Consider the following 17,541-nt stretch of genomic DNA (forward strand, 5'->3'; position numbering starts at 1 on the left):
CAAATCCTCCTTTTACATACAGAACATATCGACAAAATCGTTTACACGCATCGTTTGTAATGTTTCAGAGCTGGTGCAGCGCTTGTAAATATGTTTTTGCTGCTTCTCAGAAAAATGGGTTTTGAGATTCGCAGAAAACTTTTCTAACAATTTTGGCACAGCCTCGCCTCTTCGAAAACGATGGCCCAGCGGAAATTCACATTCAACCATCTCTGTACTCGTTCCGTCTTTAAAATGAATCTGAACGGCATTTGAAATGGAGCGTTTATCTGGTTTGAGATAATCTTCCGTATATGCTTTGTTTTCAGTCACTTCCATTTTTTCTCGAAGTTTATCTATTCTTGGATCACTTGCCGTATCAGCCTCATAATGCTGTGCAGTGATATCACCGAATATTAAACCAATCGCTGTGATGTATTGCAGACAATGATCGCGATCCGCGGGATTATGCAGCGGACCTTTTTTATCAATGATGCGGATAGCTGATTCATGCGTTCTGATAACAACACGGTCAATTTCATCGATACGGTCTTTGACATGCGGATGAAGAATGACGGCACACTCTGCCGCTGTCTGGGCGTGGAATTCCGCAGGATAAGAGACTTTGAACAACACATTTTCCATGACATACGCGTCAAGCGGGCGGGCGAGCTTGATCTCTTTCTTGTTGAATAATACGTCTTGAAACCCCCAGCCCGGAGCTGTCAAAGCTGTCGGGTAACCCATTTCCCCTTTTAATGCCATCAGTGCGAGATGAACACCCCTGCTGGTCGCATCTCCTGCGGCCCACGATTTGCGCGAGCCTGTATTAGGTGCATGCCGGTATGTCCTCAAGGCTGCATTGTCAATCCAAGCATTCGAAAGCGCATGATTGATTTCTTCCCTTCCGCCGCCCAGCAGCTTTGCGGCTACAGCCGTCGTTGCCACCTTGACAAACAACACATGATCAAGCCCGACTCGGTTTAAGCTGTTTTCTAAAGCCAGCACACCTTGAATTTCGTGAGCCTTGATCATCGCTTCAAGGACGTCGCGAACCGTTAATGGCTCTTTTCCTTCAGACAGCCTCACTCTTGATACATAATCAGCCGCCGCAAGAATGCCCCCCAAGTTATCTGACGGATGCCCCCACTCCGCCGCAAGCCATGTATCGTTGTAATCAAGCCAGCGGATCATACACCCTATGTTAAATGCTGCCCGTACAGGATCAAGAACATATGACGTTCCCGGCACTCTGCTTCCGTTTGGCACACTGGTTCCTGGCACAATCGGGCCGAGCAGCTTGGTGCATTCGGGATAGCGGAGCGCTAAAATCCCGCAGCCGAGTGTATCCAGCAAAACGTGACCTGCCGTTGTAAACGCTTCTGAACTCGTAATCTCTTTCTCAAGCACATAGTCTGTTATTTCTTCAATGACATGATCCGTTTTCAGCATTCGACCCATTCCTTTCATGATTTGAATTTGTTCTCATATCGCGGGCCGGTATAGCGGACACGCGGGCGGAACAAGCGGTTATTGGTATGCTGTTCAATCACATGTGCGCATAAGCCTGCCGTTCTCGCACTGAAAAAGACAGGTGTATACAACGGAATTGGTATGCCAAGCATCCAATACACCGGGGCGGCGTAATAATCCAAATTCGGATAAAGCCCTTTTTCCCGCTCCATCAGCTGCTCCCCTGCTTCACACATTTCGTATAAACGGTGATCTCCGGCTCGATCGCATAATTGCTGAAGCGCTTCTTTCATCATTAGCGCTCTCGGGTCCATTTTTTTCATGTACACTCGGTGGCCGAAGCCCATGATTTTTTCTTTTTTTCTCAGTTTTGATAACAGGATTTGTTCAAAATCAGGCTTTGTTTTAGCCTCCAAAAGCATATACATGACCGCTTCGTTTGCGCCTCCATGAAGATTCCCCTTCAAAGAAGCTACAGCTCCTGTCAATGCGCCATAAAGATCCGATTGTGTTGAAGCAATCACCCTGGCCGTAAAGGTTGAATTCGGCATCTCATGCTCACTGTACAGAATGAGTGAACGGTCAAAGATCCGCTCTTCCAATGCGGACGGTATTTTCCCTGTCATCATGTATAAGAAATTCGCGCTGTAGGAAAGGTGCTGAAGCGGGGGAATCGGTTTTCCTTTATTTATCTTTCTATAGCTGCTTGCTGTGAGCGCAGGCATTTTCCCTAAAAGCTGATAGGCGCGCTCCTTGTTTGCAGAAGGCGACCGATCGTCAATTTGGCGGTCGTAGCCGGCAAGAGCCGATACCCCGGTTCGCAGACAATCCATCGGATGAGTATATTCAGGCAGCAGCTCAAGAAGACGGACAATGTCAGCAGGCAGGTTTGAAGCGCTGTTGACCTTCCTTTTGACCGTTTCCGTTTCATTTTCATCCGGCAGCCTCCCCTCCAGCAATAGATGCACCAGTTCTAGATAGCTTTTGGTTTTTGAAAGATCAATTAAATCATAGCCTCGAATCAATATCTGGCTGTACTGTGTGTCAAGATAAGAAATATCCGTTTCTGCCGCGACGACCCCGTCCAGACCTGGAGAAAAATGCTGTTTACCATCCATATTCTCAACCTCCGCTTTGCGTTATTATCTGTCAGATTGCGCCAAGCAGGTGCTTGGAAATAATGAGTCTTTGAATTTCATTTGTACCTTCATAAATTTGTGTTACCTTTGCATCCCTAAGCAGCCGTTCGACCGGGTAATCCTTCATATAACCATATCCTCCATAAATCTGGACTGCCTCAAGGGCAGCCTTCACCGCTGAATCGGAAGCAAATTGTTTAGCCATGGACGCTTCCTTTCCGCAGGCCAGGCCGCGGTTATGGAGATCTGCCGCATGATAGACAAGGTGCCTTGCCGCCTCTGCTCTTGTCGCCATATCGGCGAGCTTAAACGATATGCCTTGATTGGCTGCGATAGGCCTGTTGAATTGGACACGCTGTTTCGCGTAAGCAACCGCATATTCTAGGGCAGCCTCTGCGATTCCCAGCGCTTGTGCTGCAATGCCGATGCGCCCCACATTCAGATTCGCCATCGCAATTTTAAATCCATCGCCCTCTTCGCCCAGCAAATTCTCTTCCGGCACTTCCGCATTTTCAAATATCAGCTCTGTTGTATTGGACCCGTGAAGCCCCAGCTTTCTTTCTTTTTTGCCGACTGTAAAACCCGGTGTGTTCTTTTCAACGATAAAAGCCGAAATCCCGCTCCTGTTTTGGCCTGGAGCAGTTAAAGCAAACGTAATATAGAGGTCAGCGGCACCGCCGTTTGTTATGAAAATTTTCGATCCGTTTAAAATATATTTGCCGTTCTTTTTGATTGCTGTGGTGCGAAGGCTCCCGGCATCCGATCCAGAGTAAGGCTCAGTCAGCGCAAATGCACCCAAGTAGTTGCCTGAGGCGAGTTTCGGTATATATTTCACTTTTTGCTCTTCGTTTCCGAAGTACAAAATCGGATTTGTGCCCACTGAGGAATGAACCGAAAGAATGACACCGACCGCCGCGCTGATTTTAGAAATCTCATGAATGGCCAAAATATAAGAAACAACGTCCGCTCCAGCGCCGCCATACTGTTCCGGCACTGGTATTCCCATCAAGCCGTGTTCACCCATTTTCTTCATTAGCTGAAATGGAAATTCATCTGTTTTCTCCATGACCTCCGCAGCAGGAGCAATTTCTTTTCGGGCAAAATCACGCACCATCTTTCGCATCATGACTTGCTCTTGGGTTAAATGCAACTCGGCCACCCCCGGATTGGAATTGACTTCAGGTATTCTTCTCCTCGCCGTAATGATAAAAGCCGCGTCCGCTCTTTTTGCCGAGCCACCCTGCTTTGACGTACTTACGAAGCAGCGGGCAAGGACGGTACTTGGAGTCTCCAAGCCCGGAGTGAAGGACTTCCATTATCGACAAACACGTGTCCAGTCCGATAAAATCAGCTAATTTAAGCGGACCCATCGGGTGATTCATGCCAAGTTTCATAACCTGGTCTATTGCGTTTGGCTCAGCTACCCCCTCATAAAGACAATAGATGGCTTCATTAATCATTGGGAGAAGCACACGGTTGGAGACAAATCCGGGAAAATCATTGACTTCGACCGGTGTTTTCCCCATTTTTTCCGCTAATGCCGTAATGGTTAATGCCGTTTCATCTGATGTCGCCAGGCCGCGAATGACTTCAACCAGTTTCATAACAGGGACGGGGTTCATAAAATGCATGCCAATGACATGTTCTGGACGATTTGTGACAGCCGCAATTTCTGTTATAGGCAAGGAAGATGTATTGCTGGCCAAAAGCGTATGAGCCGGGCAAATATGATCAAGGTTTTTGAACAATTTAGTTTTTGCCGTCATGCTTTCTGCAATTGCTTCAATCACAACATCCGCATGCTGCGCCTCCTCCAGCGCGGTGGAAAGCGAAATACGGCTGATAACAGCCTTCACTTCAGCTTCCGTCTTTTTTCCTTTTTCAGCAGCGCGGTTCAAATGCTTTTTTATGTGCTGAAACCCAGTTTCCACTGCCTCCGGATTCAAATCATACAGCCGCACATAAAAGCCGACTTCAGCCGCTGTTTGGGCAATTCCGCTTCCCATCTGTCCGGCGCCGGCTACCATGATATGTTTGATTTCCATTCAAATCCCCTTCTCCGTCAATGTTTTAATGAACTTGAACCAAGACAGCGTCTCCCTGAGCCGCCCCGCTGCAAATAGCAGCAATACCCAGTCCGCCTCCCCGGCGCTTTAATTCGTACACAAGTGTCATCAAAATTCTCGCACCGCTAGCGCCGATCGGGTGGCCCAGCGCAATCGCTCCGCCATTCACGTTTACTTTTTCAAGATCAAACCCGACGATTTTTTCACCTGTTAATACAACAGATGCAAATGCTTCATTGACTTCAAAAAGATCAATATCCTGTAATGTAAAACCGGTCTTTTTCAGCAGCTTGTTTATTGCATATCCCGGAGCAGCCGCAAGCTCATGCGCTTGCATTCCGGCTGTTGAAAAACCAAGAATGGTTGCAAGAGGAGGCTTTCCAAGTTCAGCGGCTCTTTCCTCAGACATTAATACAAATGCACCCGCTCCGTCGTTGACTCCCGGCGCATTGCCGGCTGTAATGGATCCGTCACTCGAATAAATCGGGGAAAGTTTCGCAAGCTGATCGAGAGTGGTATCGCGGCGAATCGCTTCATCTTTGTCAACAATGTTTGTTTTTCCTTTCCGGCCAAGCCAGCTGACAGGAACAATTTCTTCATCAAACTTTCCTTCATCGGCCGCCTCGGCCGACCGCTTGTGGCTTCGAAGGGCCCATTCATCCTGCTCTTTACGTGAAATTCCATATTCCTTGGCCGCCGTATTTCCGTGAACGGCCATGTGCACTTCATCAAAAGCGCACATTAATCCGTCATAAACCATTAAATCCCTTAGCTCACCGTTACCCATCCGCGCGCCCCAGCGGCCAGCGGGAACAGCATACGGAATATTGCTCATGCTCTCCATGCCTCCGGCAACAAGAATGTCCGCATCATGCGCCCGAATCATTTGGTCACATAGAGTGACAGCGCGGAGGCCGGAGGCGCAAACTTTATTCAGCGTTTCCGATGGCACACTCCAAGGCAATCCGGCTATACGGGCAGCTTGCCGGGAAGGTATCTGGCCCGCACCGGCTTGGACAACCATACCCATGACCGCGCCTTCCGCCTGATCTCCAGAGACTCCGGCACGTTTTAACGCCTCTTTCATAGCAGCGCCCCCGAGTTCAGCAGCTTTTACTTCTTTTAATGCCCCGCCAAATTTACCAAACGGGGTTCTCGCAGCACTTACAATAACTGTTTTCCTCATAGTGTCACCTCAAATCAGAAGATAGACAGCGCTTACATTTCTTGATGTCTTCTATGAATGTATGCTTTGAAACAGGTATGAATGAATGAAAAAAGAAGGCTGCTCCGGCAGCCTTCTTGAAAACTAATTTCTTCTATTCAATTTCTTAGCGATGGCAGCAGCCCGCTCAGGAAAATCTGTGAAAAGGCCGTCTGCTCCCATTTTCATCAAATGCTCCATATCGTCTGGCCGATTGACTGTAAAAGGCCTTACCTTAATCGAACTGTTCCGCATTTGCTCCAGCATTTCATCCGTTACCGCCGGACTATGCAGCTTTGGGTGGTAGCCGGCTGCCGGAATAGATTTTACATATTGATCAGCCTGATAAAGCACATCTGAGGTTAGTACCGCCCGCTCAATATGGGGTGCCAGCCGGCCGCATAACGCTAAGCTTTCATGATTAAATGCGGACAGAATCGTTCTTTCTTCTATTTTAAATCGCTTTACTGCCTCAAGCACTTTTTCTTCCATTCCTTCATAGCGGATCACGCTATTTTTCAATTCAATGTTAATCAGAAAATCCTTTTTTTCAGCCCACGAGAGCACGTCTTCAAGCAGCGGCACCCTTACATCGCCGACTGTTTGATGATGACCGGCAGCCGCATCCGCGGATTTCAAGACATCGTACACCGTGTCCTTTACGAAACCTTTTAAGGATGTCGTCCGGTCGAGCCTTTCATCATGAATAACGGCAATACGTCCGTCTTTTGTCAGCTGAACATCAAGCTCTATTCCGTCTGCTCCGTCTTCAATCCCTTTTTCAAATGCAATCATTGTATTTTCGGGATAATGACCTGATGCCCCCCGATGGGCAAAAATCTTTGTCATTGTTTCACCTCAAGCCTAAAGTTGCCCGTTTTCTTCATTATACTGATTTTGGCCTTGTCACTCTAGAATTAAGGTTTCTTGTACTCAGACTATTGTGCGTAATAAGAATCGATCCCCGCGACAATCGCGTCTGCAGCTTTTTCCTGATATTCTTCACTCCCAAGCTTGTCTGCATCAGAGCTGTTTGTAATAAATCCAAGCTCAGCCAGCACGCTCGGCATTTGTGAATATGTAATGACATAAAAATCTGATTCTTTCACACCCCTGTCTCTTGTTTGCAAGGATGATACCAGCTCTGACTGAATATCCGATGCCAGCCGCTGACTGTTTTCCGCTTCATAATCAGACTGAAAGTACGTTTCCGTGCCTGAAGCGGAGGAAACGCCCGAATTCACATGAATGCTGACAAAAAGATCGGCATGGTTTGCACTTGCTTTTGCCACTCTTTCCTCCAAGGTCAGAAAATGATCATCTGTCCTTGTAGCGATAGGATTCGCTCCTTCCGCTTTCAGCTTGTCCACAACATGACGGGAGACAGCCAAATTAATATTTTTCTCTAAGAGCCCGTTTCCGACTGCCCCGCTGTCTTTGCCGCCATGGCCGGCATCAATATATACCGTCTTCCCTGCTACCGGCTCTGCCGCTTGCGCACAGGGTGCGAGCATAAAAGCCAATCCGCATATCGCTAAACTCCTCCATAACATTCTCAACGTTTCTCCCTCCGGTCTGTCATTACGAATTCTTTTGCTGAATATCTTCCAGCTGTAAGGTTCCGTTCTCTTTTTTTATATATTTCACCTGGACATTTGTGTGATCTGGCAGATCCTCACAATCATCGCGCTTGTCTCTTGGAACTTGTATCATGGTTTCTTCTCCGTTAAGGGAAACAGCGATTGTATGAGGATCGGCCGAGCCGATGTATTTGCCCTCTTCTGTAAACCTCGGGGCTGATTCATCCGCGCTTGCAATACTGCATCCGGAAAGCAGCAGTACAGTAAACAGAAATAGACCAGCTTGTTTCACATGATCACCTCTTCCTGATGTTTGGCTTTTATCTTTGACCAGAATGGCGGATTTGTAAAGCTTGCACAAAAGCCGGCACAACATTTCCATGATTTTCAAAAGGGCTATCTGACCTGCTGATTTCCTGTTGTTAGAAAGAAAGCAAGCGGATCTGTCTATGAGGATGTCTCTAAAAGAGCAGCATTTTAGAAAAAATTAGCTGAAAGAAGCAACTTTATATTCATTTTTAAAAAAATTGATGAATACGATGAGCAGATGGTTTGACGGAAGGGTTGGGCAGGCGTAAGCTTTTAAAGAATATTTACTTTACAGAAAGAAGTTACAGCTCATGAAAAAATTCGTTCTGCTGCTAGCCGCGGCGGTCATCACTTGCTCCATTGGCCATCAAATCAAAGGCGGCTACAAAAGCCCCGAAAAAGAGCGAAGAAAACCACATTCGGCACTCAAGATATTCAGCCGGTGAAGCAGATTGATTGCATCAAATTTTACATATAGGCTAGAATATGTGCGAATCCAAACGAAAGAAGATGATCTTATGAATCCAAAGTACAAACCGCTCTTTGAATCATTTACATTTCGAAGCGGCGTTACGATTGACAACCGGATCGCGGTTGCTCCAATGACCCATTATTCTTCCAATGAGGATGGCACGATTTCTGAAGCGGAGCTGGACTATATCATCCCCCGTTCAAAAGAAATGGGAATGGTGATTACAGCATGCGCAAACGTCACGCCTGATGGAAAAGCGTTTTCCGGACAGCCGGCCATCCATGACGATTCAAATATTGCCGGGCTAAAAAGATTAGCCCAAGCCATTCAAGCACAAGGGTCAAAAGCGATTGTGCAAATTCATCACGGCGGAATTGAATGCCCTGCTGAGCTCGTTCCGAATCAGGACGTTGTCGCGCCAAGTGACGTGTCTGATAACGGCAAACAAATGGCCCGCGCCTTGACAGAAGCAGAGGTTGAAAACATTGTGAAGGCTTTTGGAGAAGCGACAAGACGCGCTATTGAAGCCGGCTTTGACGGTGTCGAAATTCACGGTGCAAACGGCTACTTAATTCAGCAGTTTTATTCCCCAAAAACAAATCAGCGCACAGACCGCTGGGGAGGAAGCGATGAGAAACGATTAGCCTTCCCGCTTGCTATTGTGGATGAGGTGAAACAAGCAATTGCCGATCACGCGAAAGATGAATTTTTAGTCGGCTACCGCCTGTCTCCGGAAGAGCCAGATACACCGGGACTGACAATGACAGAAACCTTCACGCTTGTTGATGCCTTAGTAGAAAAAGAACTGGATTACCTCCATATTTCATTGATGGACGTCAACTCCAAAGCGCGCCGCGGGGCAGACCCGACACGTACGCGCATGGACTTATTGAATGAACGTGTCGGACACAAGGTGCCTCTGATTGCTGTTGGTTCCATCCATTCTGCTGATGACGCGCTTGCTGTGATTGAAAACGGTATTCCGCTAGTGGCGATGGGGCGTGAAATTTTAGTTGATCCTGATTGGGCTGTAAAAGTAAAAGAAGGACGCGAAAAACAAATTGAAACTGTGATAAAAGGGACAGACAAAGAAAAATATCACTTGCCTGAGCCGCTATGGCAAGCGATTGTGAACACACCTGGATGGGTTCCTTATAAAGATTAATTTGATGTGACTGCCGAAATGTTTCGGCAGTCTTTTTTATAAAAAAAGACCCTTAGGAAAGGGCCTTTTCGTCAATCGAATAGTTTGTGCACATATTTAAGTGGCAAAATGAGAAGCTGACCAATTCCTTCGGTTAGAAAATCGAACAGCAGTCCGTCACGTTTTCTCTTTTTCATGATATGTCTTCTTTATACCTCAATTGCTCTTTTTGCTACGAACATACAGCGGAAAAGGTTTCAATCCGTTTTTGACTTTCTGTTTCTCATGGTCCAACCAACGAATATACATACGACCATTGCAGCAAATGAAATGAAGTCAATCAGCATACCTATTTTGTGTGACTCCACGATGATGTTTGAATTGACACAAAGCGAAAGGATAAATATAGCCATCAGCAGCCCGTACTTTTCACACATTTTCGATCACTCCAAGCGTATAAACAAATATTCACCCATCTACCGCATTCATTATAACAGATTTATCCAAAAACAAAACGCCTCCTATTTATCAGCGGAAACCAATAAATAAAAGACGTTTGATTTAAGTGCTTTTGCTGATCATGCTTAAGAAGCCTTATGCTCTAATCTCAGCTTATCTGCAACCATCGCAATGAACTCTGAATTTGTAGGTTTTGCCTTCGTCATGCTGACTGTATAGCCGAACAATGAGGAAATGGAATCAATATTCCCTCTGCTCCATGCCACTTCAATCGCGTGGCGGATCGCTCTTTCTACACGGCTAGCGGTTGTGTTGAATTTTTTGGCGATGTCCGGATAGAGGACTTTTGTAATACTGCCGAGCAGTTCGATGTCGTTGTACACCATTGAGATCGCTTCACGCAGATAGAGATAGCCTTTAATATGTGCAGGGACGCCGATTTCATGGATAATGCTTGTGATGCTCGCGTCGAGATTTTTCCTTTTTGGTTCAGGCTGGCTGCTGCGTATAATGCTGCTTTGTGATGACGGCGCGCGATGCGTCACACTGCTGGCATTTCCGCTGACCTGGCGAATATGGCCGACAAGGTTTTCCATATCAAACGGTTTGAGAATAAAGTAGGACGCTCCTAAATCGACGGCCTTTTTCGTGACATCTTCCTGCCCGAAGGCTGTCAGCATGATGACGTTTGGCTGTTTTTTCAGATCGGATTCTCTCAGTCGCTCTAAAACAGCAAGTCCGTCCAAATGAGGCATAATAATATCCAAGACGAGCACATCAGGATCTTTTTCTTTAAATAGCGACAGGCATTCCTGTCCGTTATACGCAACTCCGATGACTTCCATGTCTTCCTGTCCTTCTATATATTCACTCAACAGGCTTACCAGCTCTCGATTATCGTCAGCAACACAAACTTTAATTTTCTCCACGTTTCTTCCTCCCCAAATGTAGTTAACAGGATTCCACCTTGCTACATGTTTACATTCGACAAAACCGCTATATACCCTCTAAAAAAAATCATAACTAACAATAATAGTGGCATATCTTCGTTATTCTATGTTTTTCTCTATTTTTCGACTAAAAATGAAATTTGACAAATAAGGAAACGTGAATTTGTCGAAAAATCTTCTTTTGTTCATTTTAACGTATGTATGATGAGAAGTGAAGAGGGAGAAAAGCAAAAAAACTGCCGGAGATCCGGCAGTCAGCTTGCTTTTTCTTTTCCGTAAATATCGATTCCTGCTTCAGACAGCATCCATTCAATATGCACACCGTAACCGCTTGTCGGGTCGTTGACAAACACATGGGTGACAGCGCCGACGACCTTTCCATTTTGAATGATTGGGCTCCCGCTCATGCCTTGTACAATGCCGCCTGTTTCCTTCAGCAGTCTCGGATCGGTAATTTTTAAGACCATTCCTTTTGTAGCCGGAAATTTTTGCGGTGTCGTGCTGACGATTTCGATATCAAATTTTTCTACTTTATCATCATCAATGACCGTTAAGATTTCCGCAGGCCCTTTTTTCACTTCATTTGAAAAGGCAACCGGCAGCGCCTTATCTGATATTTTGTTTTTAATCGGCTGATGTAACGTGCCGAAGATTCCAAATGGGCTGTTTCTGTTAATGTTCCCGATCGTTTTGCGTTCAGAGGAAAATCGCGCCAGTTTTTCTCCAGGATTTCCGCCTGTCCCTTTTTCAATTGATGTCACAGTCGATTTGACAATTTCTCCATCTTCCACGACGATTGGTTTTTTCGTATCCATATCGGAGATCACGTGGCCAAGCGCTCCGTATTTTTTTGTTTTCGGCTCATAAAAAGTCATCGTGCCGATGCCCGCGGCAGAATCCCTGATATATAAACCGATTCGGTATTTGCCTTCAGCTTCATCCTTTTGAGGAATCAGCTTTGTTTTGATCTTCTGTTTATCACGTTTGATCAGCAAATCAAGTGACTCTCCGGTGTTTCCCGCCTTTTGAATAAACGGGGCAACATCATTCATTTTTTCAATTTTCTGCCCATTCATCTCGATAATAATGTCGCCTGCTGTAATACCTGCCGATTCACCAGGGGATTTTTTCCCTTCGCTTGTGTTAACTTGATGAAATCCGACGACAAGGACTCCCACGGAATGAAGTTTGACACCGATGGATTGCCCGCCCGGTATGACTTTTAAATCCGGAAGAACTTGCACTTTTGTTTTTTTGATTGGAAATCCGGCAAGATCATATACTAATTCTGACTGGCCTGATTTTTTGCCTGTGACTTTGATTTCATGCGGGTCTTTCTCAACTGTAAACGCTTCTGATGATTTTTCCTGGGCGTTTACCGATAAACTCGTTTCAATGGCTTGTGTTTGGGTTTCAAATACTCTCATTTGCGTTGGAATCAGTAAATACTCTTTTAATGGTTTGCATAAACCTACACTTAATAACGAAACAAGGAGAATTAAACCTATTGCTTTTCTGATGTTATCCGGCATTCACTACTTCACTCTCCTCGCTCCTACCCCACACCTTCTTTATGAATTGCTGCTACATCATTACTTTTGCCTTCTCAGCCCTTATTTATAACTGTCTTATAAAGAAAAACATTGGATATACTGATGAACGAATGGATGTGTATACAAAAAAATAGGCTGCGCATATCGCGCAGCTTACCCAGTTGTTTTGACTTGATCCGCTTGTTTTAACAGCTCTTTCGCATGGCGTTTCGTCAAGTCTGTGACTTCGACTCCTGCTATCATGCGTCCGATTTCCGTCACCTTCTCTTGTTTAGTCAGCGGCTTTACACGCGTCGTCGTTCTTCCGTCTTTTAATTCTTTCGCAATGTAAAGATGGGTATCGGCCATGGCTGCTACCTGAGGCAGGTGCGTAATGCATAGCACTTGTGATCCCATCGATACTTTGTGAATCTTTTCAGCAATAGCCTGAGCGACCCTGCCGCTTACACCTGTATCTACCTCGTCAAATATAATCGAGGTAACGTCCTGCTGTGAGGAAAAGATGCTTTTAATGGCAAGCATGACCCTCGACAGCTCTCCGCCGGAAGCAACTTTAGAAAGAGATTTCAGCGGCTCGCCCGTATTGGTGGAAATTAAAAACTTCACCAGATCAATCCCTTGTTCAGTGAGCTGAACAGGCTGTCCGTTTACGACCGGTGCTTCCTCATCGCGGGTCGCCGTTCTGACCTTAAACTCCGTATCGAAAGTCGACTTTTCCATATATAAGCTTTTCAGTTCACGATGGATTTCCTCAGCCAGCTTTTTCGCCCACGTTTTTCGGATTCGGGAAACGTTTGCCGCTTCTACTGCAACATCTTTACCAACCGAATCCAGCTCCTGCTTCAGGCTTTGCAGATGGCTGTCTCTGTTTTCAATTTGATCAATCTCTTCTTCAATTTTAGAAGCATATTCTAAAATATCCTCAACGGTTGCCCCGTATTTCCGCTTCAGCTGCTTGATCTCATTAAGACGCGTCTCAATAAAATTCAAGCGCTCGGGGTCATATTCAAGCTCATCCAGCATATTTCTCATCTGAAATGTAGCGTCCTCTAAAAGGTAGTAGGAGTTCGAAACACTCTCAGAAAGTTTTTGCAGCGGTTCGTTAATATCGGATAAATCTTCAAGCTGAGACGAGGCCATTCCGACCCAGTCCAGACCGCCCTGCTCGCTGCGCAGCGCGTTATAAGCATTTTGCAGTGATTCAAATATTTTCTCGAAATTTGAAATTTGCTGGCGCTCTTCTTGCAGCTGCTCATCTTCGTTCAGTTCAAGCTTTGCTGATTCGATTTCTTCCAGCTGAAATTGAATCAGATCAAGCCGGTGTGCCATTTCCTGCTCACTTTCAGAAAGCTGCTTCAACTTTTTAAGCAGCTTCATATATCGCTGATAGCCTTCCTGATACGCTTGAAGTGCGCTTTCCACTTCGGCTCCCGCAAACTTGTCCAAAAGCTGAAGATGGTTTTCGTCCTCCATTAACAGCTGGTTATCGTGCTGCCCGTGAATATCTAATAAAAGCCTGCCGATTTCTCTAAGCGACGCAATCGTTACAAGTTTGCCATTAACCCGGCATACGCTTTTTCCGTTCGTGCTGATATCCCTTCTCATGACGATCATTTCATCTGAAACGTCAATCCCCTGTTCAGCACAAACGTCAAAAACGGGATGGCCGCTATCTAACAGAAACAGCCCTTCAAGCTCGGCTTTTGTTTCTCCATATCTGACAAATTCAGATGAACCGCGGCCACCGACCAAAAGTGAAATGGCATCTATGATGATGGATTTGCCGGCTCCGGTTTCTCCTGTTAAAACCGTAAGCCCGCGTTCAAAAGAAACCGTCAGTTCCTCAATAATGGCAAAGTTTTTAATCGATAATTCAGCTAACAAACAGCATTACACCTCTTATCTTTGTTAGATTTCCTTTACAGCAGCTCTAGGAGCCGGCTTTTTACGCCATCGGTATCTTCAGGAGTCCGGCAAATAATTAAAATGGTGTCATCTCCGCAAATGGTCCCCATAATTTCGTCCCAATCCAGATTGTCCATAAGCGCTCCGATTGCCTGGGCATTGCCCGGCATGGTTTTCAGCACAATCATATGGCTTGCTGAGTCTATTTTCACAAAAGCATCCATCAGTGACCGTTTCAGCTTAGACAGCGGATTGAAACGCTGGTCCGCCGGTAGGCTGTATTTATATGAGCCGTTATTTGTCGGCACCTTCACAAGGTGAAGCTCTTTAATATCACGTGAAACCGTGGCTTGTGTCACCTTGTATCCATCCTGCTTCAGCATGTCGACCAATTCATCTTGGGTTTCGATTTCATTGCTTGTAATGATTTCTCTGATTTTGATATGCCTCTGGCCTTTGTTCATGTAAGCACCTCTATTTCCAGCTTATCTGTTCTTATATGGTATATGATTCTCCGCAAAAAGTACATGAATGCAGAAAAAAGGAATAATAGCGCCCTATTATTCCGGTACATCTGCTTTTTTTTCTTTTAACGTCTTATGTGCTTCTTCCACTATACGGCTGATTTCCTCCTCAGGCAAACCTGCACCTTCTTGACCTTCTCCCAGCCAGTGCAAATGAAGGAGAAATTCAATATTTCCGTCTCCTCCCGTAATTGGAGAAAATGACAGGCCTTTGCAGATATAGCCCTCGCCAGCCGAAAAACTGATCATACGCCGCAGAACATCCGCATGCACCTTCGGATCTCTGACAATGCCTTTTTTGCCGACAGATTCCCGGCCTGCTTCAAACTGAGGCTTGACAAGCGCAATACAATCGCTGCCCGGTACAAGCAATGTTTTTAAAACGGGCAGGATCAGCCGAAGTGAAATAAAGGATACATCAATCGTAGCAAACTCCGGCATGCCTTTTGTGAAGTCTGCCGGAGTCGCATAACGGAAATTCGTGCGTTCCATCACGACGACGCGTTCGTCCTGTCTTAGCTTCCACGCAAGCTGATTATAGCCTACATCCACCGCGTACGACTGTTTTGCACCGTTTTGCAGAGCACAGTCTGTAAAGCCGCCGGTGGAGGAACCGATATCAATCATAATTTTGTCCTGAACAGAGACAGGAAATTCTTTCAGCGCTTTTTCAAGCTTTAAGCCGCCTCTGCTCACATATTTCAGCGGGTTTCCTTTGATCGTCAACGGAAGCTCGCGGTCAATTTTTTCTCCAGGCTTGTCCAAGCGGTTTTCATTCGAATACACGATCCCTGCCATAATGGCCCGTTTCGCTTTTTCCCGCGTTTCCGCAAGCCCTCTTTCCACTAGTAATACATCTAATCGTTCTTTCTTAGCCGTCATGATCCAATTCCTTTATGTGTCTTCGGCGGTGCCAGCAATCGAATTCGGTCTGCCACCTGCTGTTTCGTTAATCCTATTTCTTCAAGAAGCGCCGTTACGCTACCATGTTCTATAAATCGATCCGGTATGCCCATTCTGTCGATCGGCGTATGATACATTCCCTGATCATGAGCGAATTCTAAAACCGCGCTTCCGAATCCGCCTTCTAAGACCGCTTCTTCAATCGTTAGAATCGGCAAGCCTTCATTTAGTATATCCTTCATCATCTTTTCATCAATCGGCTTAATGAATCGCGCGTTGACGACGCGTACGGAAAGGCCTTCTTTTTGCAGCTCTTCAGCAGCTTCAAGCGCCATTTCAATTGTTGTTCCAAATGTTAAGATGACCGCGTCGCTACCCGGACGCAGCACCTCCCACGTGCCGATTGGGATCGTTTTAAGCTGTTCATCCATTTTGACGCCGAGGCCGTTTCCGCGCGGAAAACGCATGGCGATTGGACCGTCGTCATAGCTGAGCGCTGTATGAACCATATGCTGCCCTTCATTTTCATCCTTTGGCATCATTAAGACCACATTTGGAATGTGGCGCATAAACGCGATATCAAATACGCCTTGATGCGTCTCGCCATCTGCACCGACTAATCCGGCACGGTCAATTCCGATAAACACATTGGCGTTTTGACGGCAGATGTCATGAACAACCTGGTCATATGCACGCTGCAGGAACGTTGAATAGATAGCCAGAAACGGCTTCATCCCTTGTAATGCCATAGCGGCGGCCATTGTAGCGGCATGCTGCTCTGCAATTCCGACATCGAACATTCGGTCAGGAAATTCCTGCGCAAAGCCTTCAAGCTTCGAACCGACAGGCATTGCCGGTGTTATCGCCACGATTCGCCCGTCCTCACGTGCCATTCGCTGTACTGTGCCGCTGACAAGGCTGCTCCATGCAGGCGCTGCGGCTTTTGGTTTTACAAAGTCACCTGTATTAATTTTATATGGGCCGGTTCCGTGCCACGTACCGGTCGTATCGGTTTCAGCAGGTTTGTACCCTTTTCCTTTTTTGGTGATCACATGCAGAAGGACAGGGCCTTTTGTTTTTTTAGCGTATTGAAGATTCTCAATCAGCTCATGATAAGAGTGTCCGTCCACAGGGCCTAAATAAGTAAATCCGAGTTCCTCGAAAAACATGCCTGAGACAAGCATATACTTCAGGCTGTCTTTGACACGTTCTGCCGTGGCGGCAAGCTTGCCCCCAACAGCCGGAATCTTCTTAAACAGGTATTCAAGCTCATCTTTAACCCATTGGTATTTCCCGGCTGTTCGCAGCCGTCCGAGCATGGAATGAATAGCACCGACATTCGGAGCGATACTCATTTCATTATCATTGAGGATAACAATCATGTCTTTTTTCTCGTCACCGATATGGTTCAGCGCTTCAAGCGCCATTCCGCCGGTCAGCGCACCATCACCGATAATCGGAATGATAAACTCATCCGTTCCTTTAATATCGCGAGCGGCCGCCATCCCCATCGCACCTGACAAGGAAGTTGAGCTGTGACCGGTTTCCCATACGTCATGTTCGCTTTCGCTCCGCTTCGGGAATCCGCAAAGCCCTTTATACTGACGAAGGGTCTCAAATTCTTTTCCCCGGCCCGTCAGCAGCTTATGGACATAAGACTGATGGCCTACATCCCACAAAAACTTGTCTTTCGGGCTGTTAAATTCCTTATGCAATGCAACGGTAAGCTCAACGACACCCAAATTAGGGCCAATGTGACCGCCAGAAGCCGATAAAGTCGTAATCAGAAACTGACGGATTTCATCACTTAATTTCTCTAATTCATCAATGGACATGTTTTTTAAAAACGACGGGTCCTGTATTGATAAAAGATCCAAAGCG

Annotated in this window: 16 protein-coding genes; 2 read left to right on the top strand and 14 right to left on the bottom strand. The window is 46.1% G+C overall.

Going from position 1 to position 17,541, the window contains the following annotated elements:
- Positions 1–12: 12 nt before the first annotated feature.
- The 8 genes from NYE43_RS12065 to NYE43_RS12100 all read right to left on the bottom strand — a co-directional run bounded on the left by NYE43_RS12065 (position 13) and on the right by NYE43_RS12100 (position 7,733).
- Complete coding sequence (locus NYE43_RS12065; RefSeq protein WP_216394026.1) at positions 13–1,431, bottom strand: bifunctional 2-methylcitrate dehydratase/aconitate hydratase; 1,419 nt, start codon at positions 1,429–1,431, stop codon at positions 13–15.
- A 14-nt stretch (positions 1,432–1,445) separates the two neighbouring features.
- Positions 1,446–2,570, bottom strand: a complete 1,125-nt coding sequence (mmgD, locus tag NYE43_RS12070) for a citrate synthase (protein ID WP_216394025.1) — start codon at positions 2,568–2,570, stop codon at positions 1,446–1,448.
- Positions 2,571–2,601: 31 nt separating this feature from the next.
- On the bottom strand, positions 2,602–3,741 hold the full coding sequence (locus tag NYE43_RS12075) for an acyl-CoA dehydrogenase (protein WP_024121994.1): 1,140 nt from the start codon (positions 3,739–3,741) through the stop codon (positions 2,602–2,604).
- A gap of 28 nt (positions 3,742–3,769) precedes the next feature.
- Positions 3,770–4,636, bottom strand: coding sequence for a 3-hydroxybutyryl-CoA dehydrogenase (locus tag NYE43_RS12080; RefSeq protein WP_216394024.1), 867 nt, complete (start codon positions 4,634–4,636; stop codon positions 3,770–3,772).
- A gap of 25 nt (positions 4,637–4,661) precedes the next feature.
- Entirely contained in the window at positions 4,662–5,843 is a 1,182-nt protein-coding gene (locus NYE43_RS12085; RefSeq protein ID WP_216394023.1) for an acetyl-CoA C-acetyltransferase, read from the bottom strand.
- A 123-nt stretch (positions 5,844–5,966) separates the two neighbouring features.
- Positions 5,967–6,710, bottom strand: coding sequence for a glycerophosphodiester phosphodiesterase (locus NYE43_RS12090; protein WP_216394022.1), 744 nt, complete (start codon positions 6,708–6,710; stop codon positions 5,967–5,969).
- Between the two features lie 89 nt (positions 6,711–6,799).
- Positions 6,800–7,420, bottom strand: a complete 621-nt coding sequence (locus NYE43_RS12095; protein WP_024121998.1) for an N-acetylmuramoyl-L-alanine amidase family protein — start codon at positions 7,418–7,420, stop codon at positions 6,800–6,802.
- Positions 7,421–7,442: 22 nt separating this feature from the next.
- Positions 7,443–7,733 carry a hypothetical protein gene (locus tag NYE43_RS12100; RefSeq protein ID WP_024121999.1) on the bottom strand — a complete coding sequence of 97 codons (291 nt, stop codon included), beginning with the start codon at positions 7,731–7,733 and terminating at the stop codon, positions 7,443–7,445.
- Positions 7,734–8,061: 328 nt separating this feature from the next.
- On the opposite strand from NYE43_RS12100, the gene NYE43_RS12105 reads away from it, so the two are divergent.
- Both NYE43_RS12105 and NYE43_RS12110 read left to right on the top strand, forming a co-directional pair.
- Positions 8,062–8,196, top strand: a complete 135-nt coding sequence (locus tag NYE43_RS12105; protein ID WP_024122000.1) for a hypothetical protein — start codon at positions 8,062–8,064, stop codon at positions 8,194–8,196.
- Between the two features lie 72 nt (positions 8,197–8,268).
- Positions 8,269–9,387: an NADH-dependent flavin oxidoreductase gene (locus NYE43_RS12110; protein ID WP_103672295.1), complete on the top strand. Its 1,119-nt coding sequence runs from the start codon at positions 8,269–8,271 to the stop codon at positions 9,385–9,387.
- Between the two features lie 563 nt (positions 9,388–9,950).
- Here the strand turns inward: NYE43_RS12110 and spo0A are convergent.
- The 6 genes from spo0A to dxs form a co-directional block, all read right to left on the bottom strand.
- Positions 9,951–10,754, bottom strand: a complete 804-nt coding sequence (gene spo0A / locus NYE43_RS12115; protein ID WP_010334880.1) for a sporulation transcription factor Spo0A — start codon at positions 10,752–10,754, stop codon at positions 9,951–9,953.
- Positions 10,755–11,029: 275 nt separating this feature from the next.
- The gene (gene spoIVB, locus NYE43_RS12120; protein WP_341062032.1) at positions 11,030–12,307 is read right to left on the bottom strand and encodes a SpoIVB peptidase; all 1,278 of its coding nucleotides are present in this window, start codon (positions 12,305–12,307) and stop codon (positions 11,030–11,032) included.
- 174 nt (positions 12,308–12,481) lie between these two features.
- On the bottom strand, positions 12,482–14,212 hold the full coding sequence (recN, locus tag NYE43_RS12125) for a DNA repair protein RecN (protein WP_101861022.1): 1,731 nt from the start codon (positions 14,210–14,212) through the stop codon (positions 12,482–12,484).
- Between the two features lie 35 nt (positions 14,213–14,247).
- Positions 14,248–14,697: an arginine repressor ArgR gene (gene argR / locus NYE43_RS12130; protein ID WP_010334883.1), complete on the bottom strand. Its 450-nt coding sequence runs from the start codon at positions 14,695–14,697 to the stop codon at positions 14,248–14,250.
- A 96-nt stretch (positions 14,698–14,793) separates the two neighbouring features.
- Positions 14,794–15,639, bottom strand: a complete 846-nt coding sequence (locus NYE43_RS12135) for a TlyA family RNA methyltransferase (protein WP_024122006.1) — start codon at positions 15,637–15,639, stop codon at positions 14,794–14,796.
- Positions 15,636–17,537, bottom strand: a complete 1,902-nt coding sequence (gene dxs / locus NYE43_RS12140) for a 1-deoxy-D-xylulose-5-phosphate synthase (protein ID WP_227597729.1) — start codon at positions 17,535–17,537, stop codon at positions 15,636–15,638. The genes NYE43_RS12135 and dxs overlap by 4 nt, the downstream gene beginning before the upstream one ends.
- Positions 17,538–17,541 lie beyond the last annotated feature (4 nt).

The sequence above is a fragment of the Bacillus sp. FSL R5-0434 genome, from assembly GCF_038004745.1.
Classification (GTDB): domain Bacteria; phylum Bacillota; class Bacilli; order Bacillales; family Bacillaceae; genus Bacillus; species Bacillus halotolerans.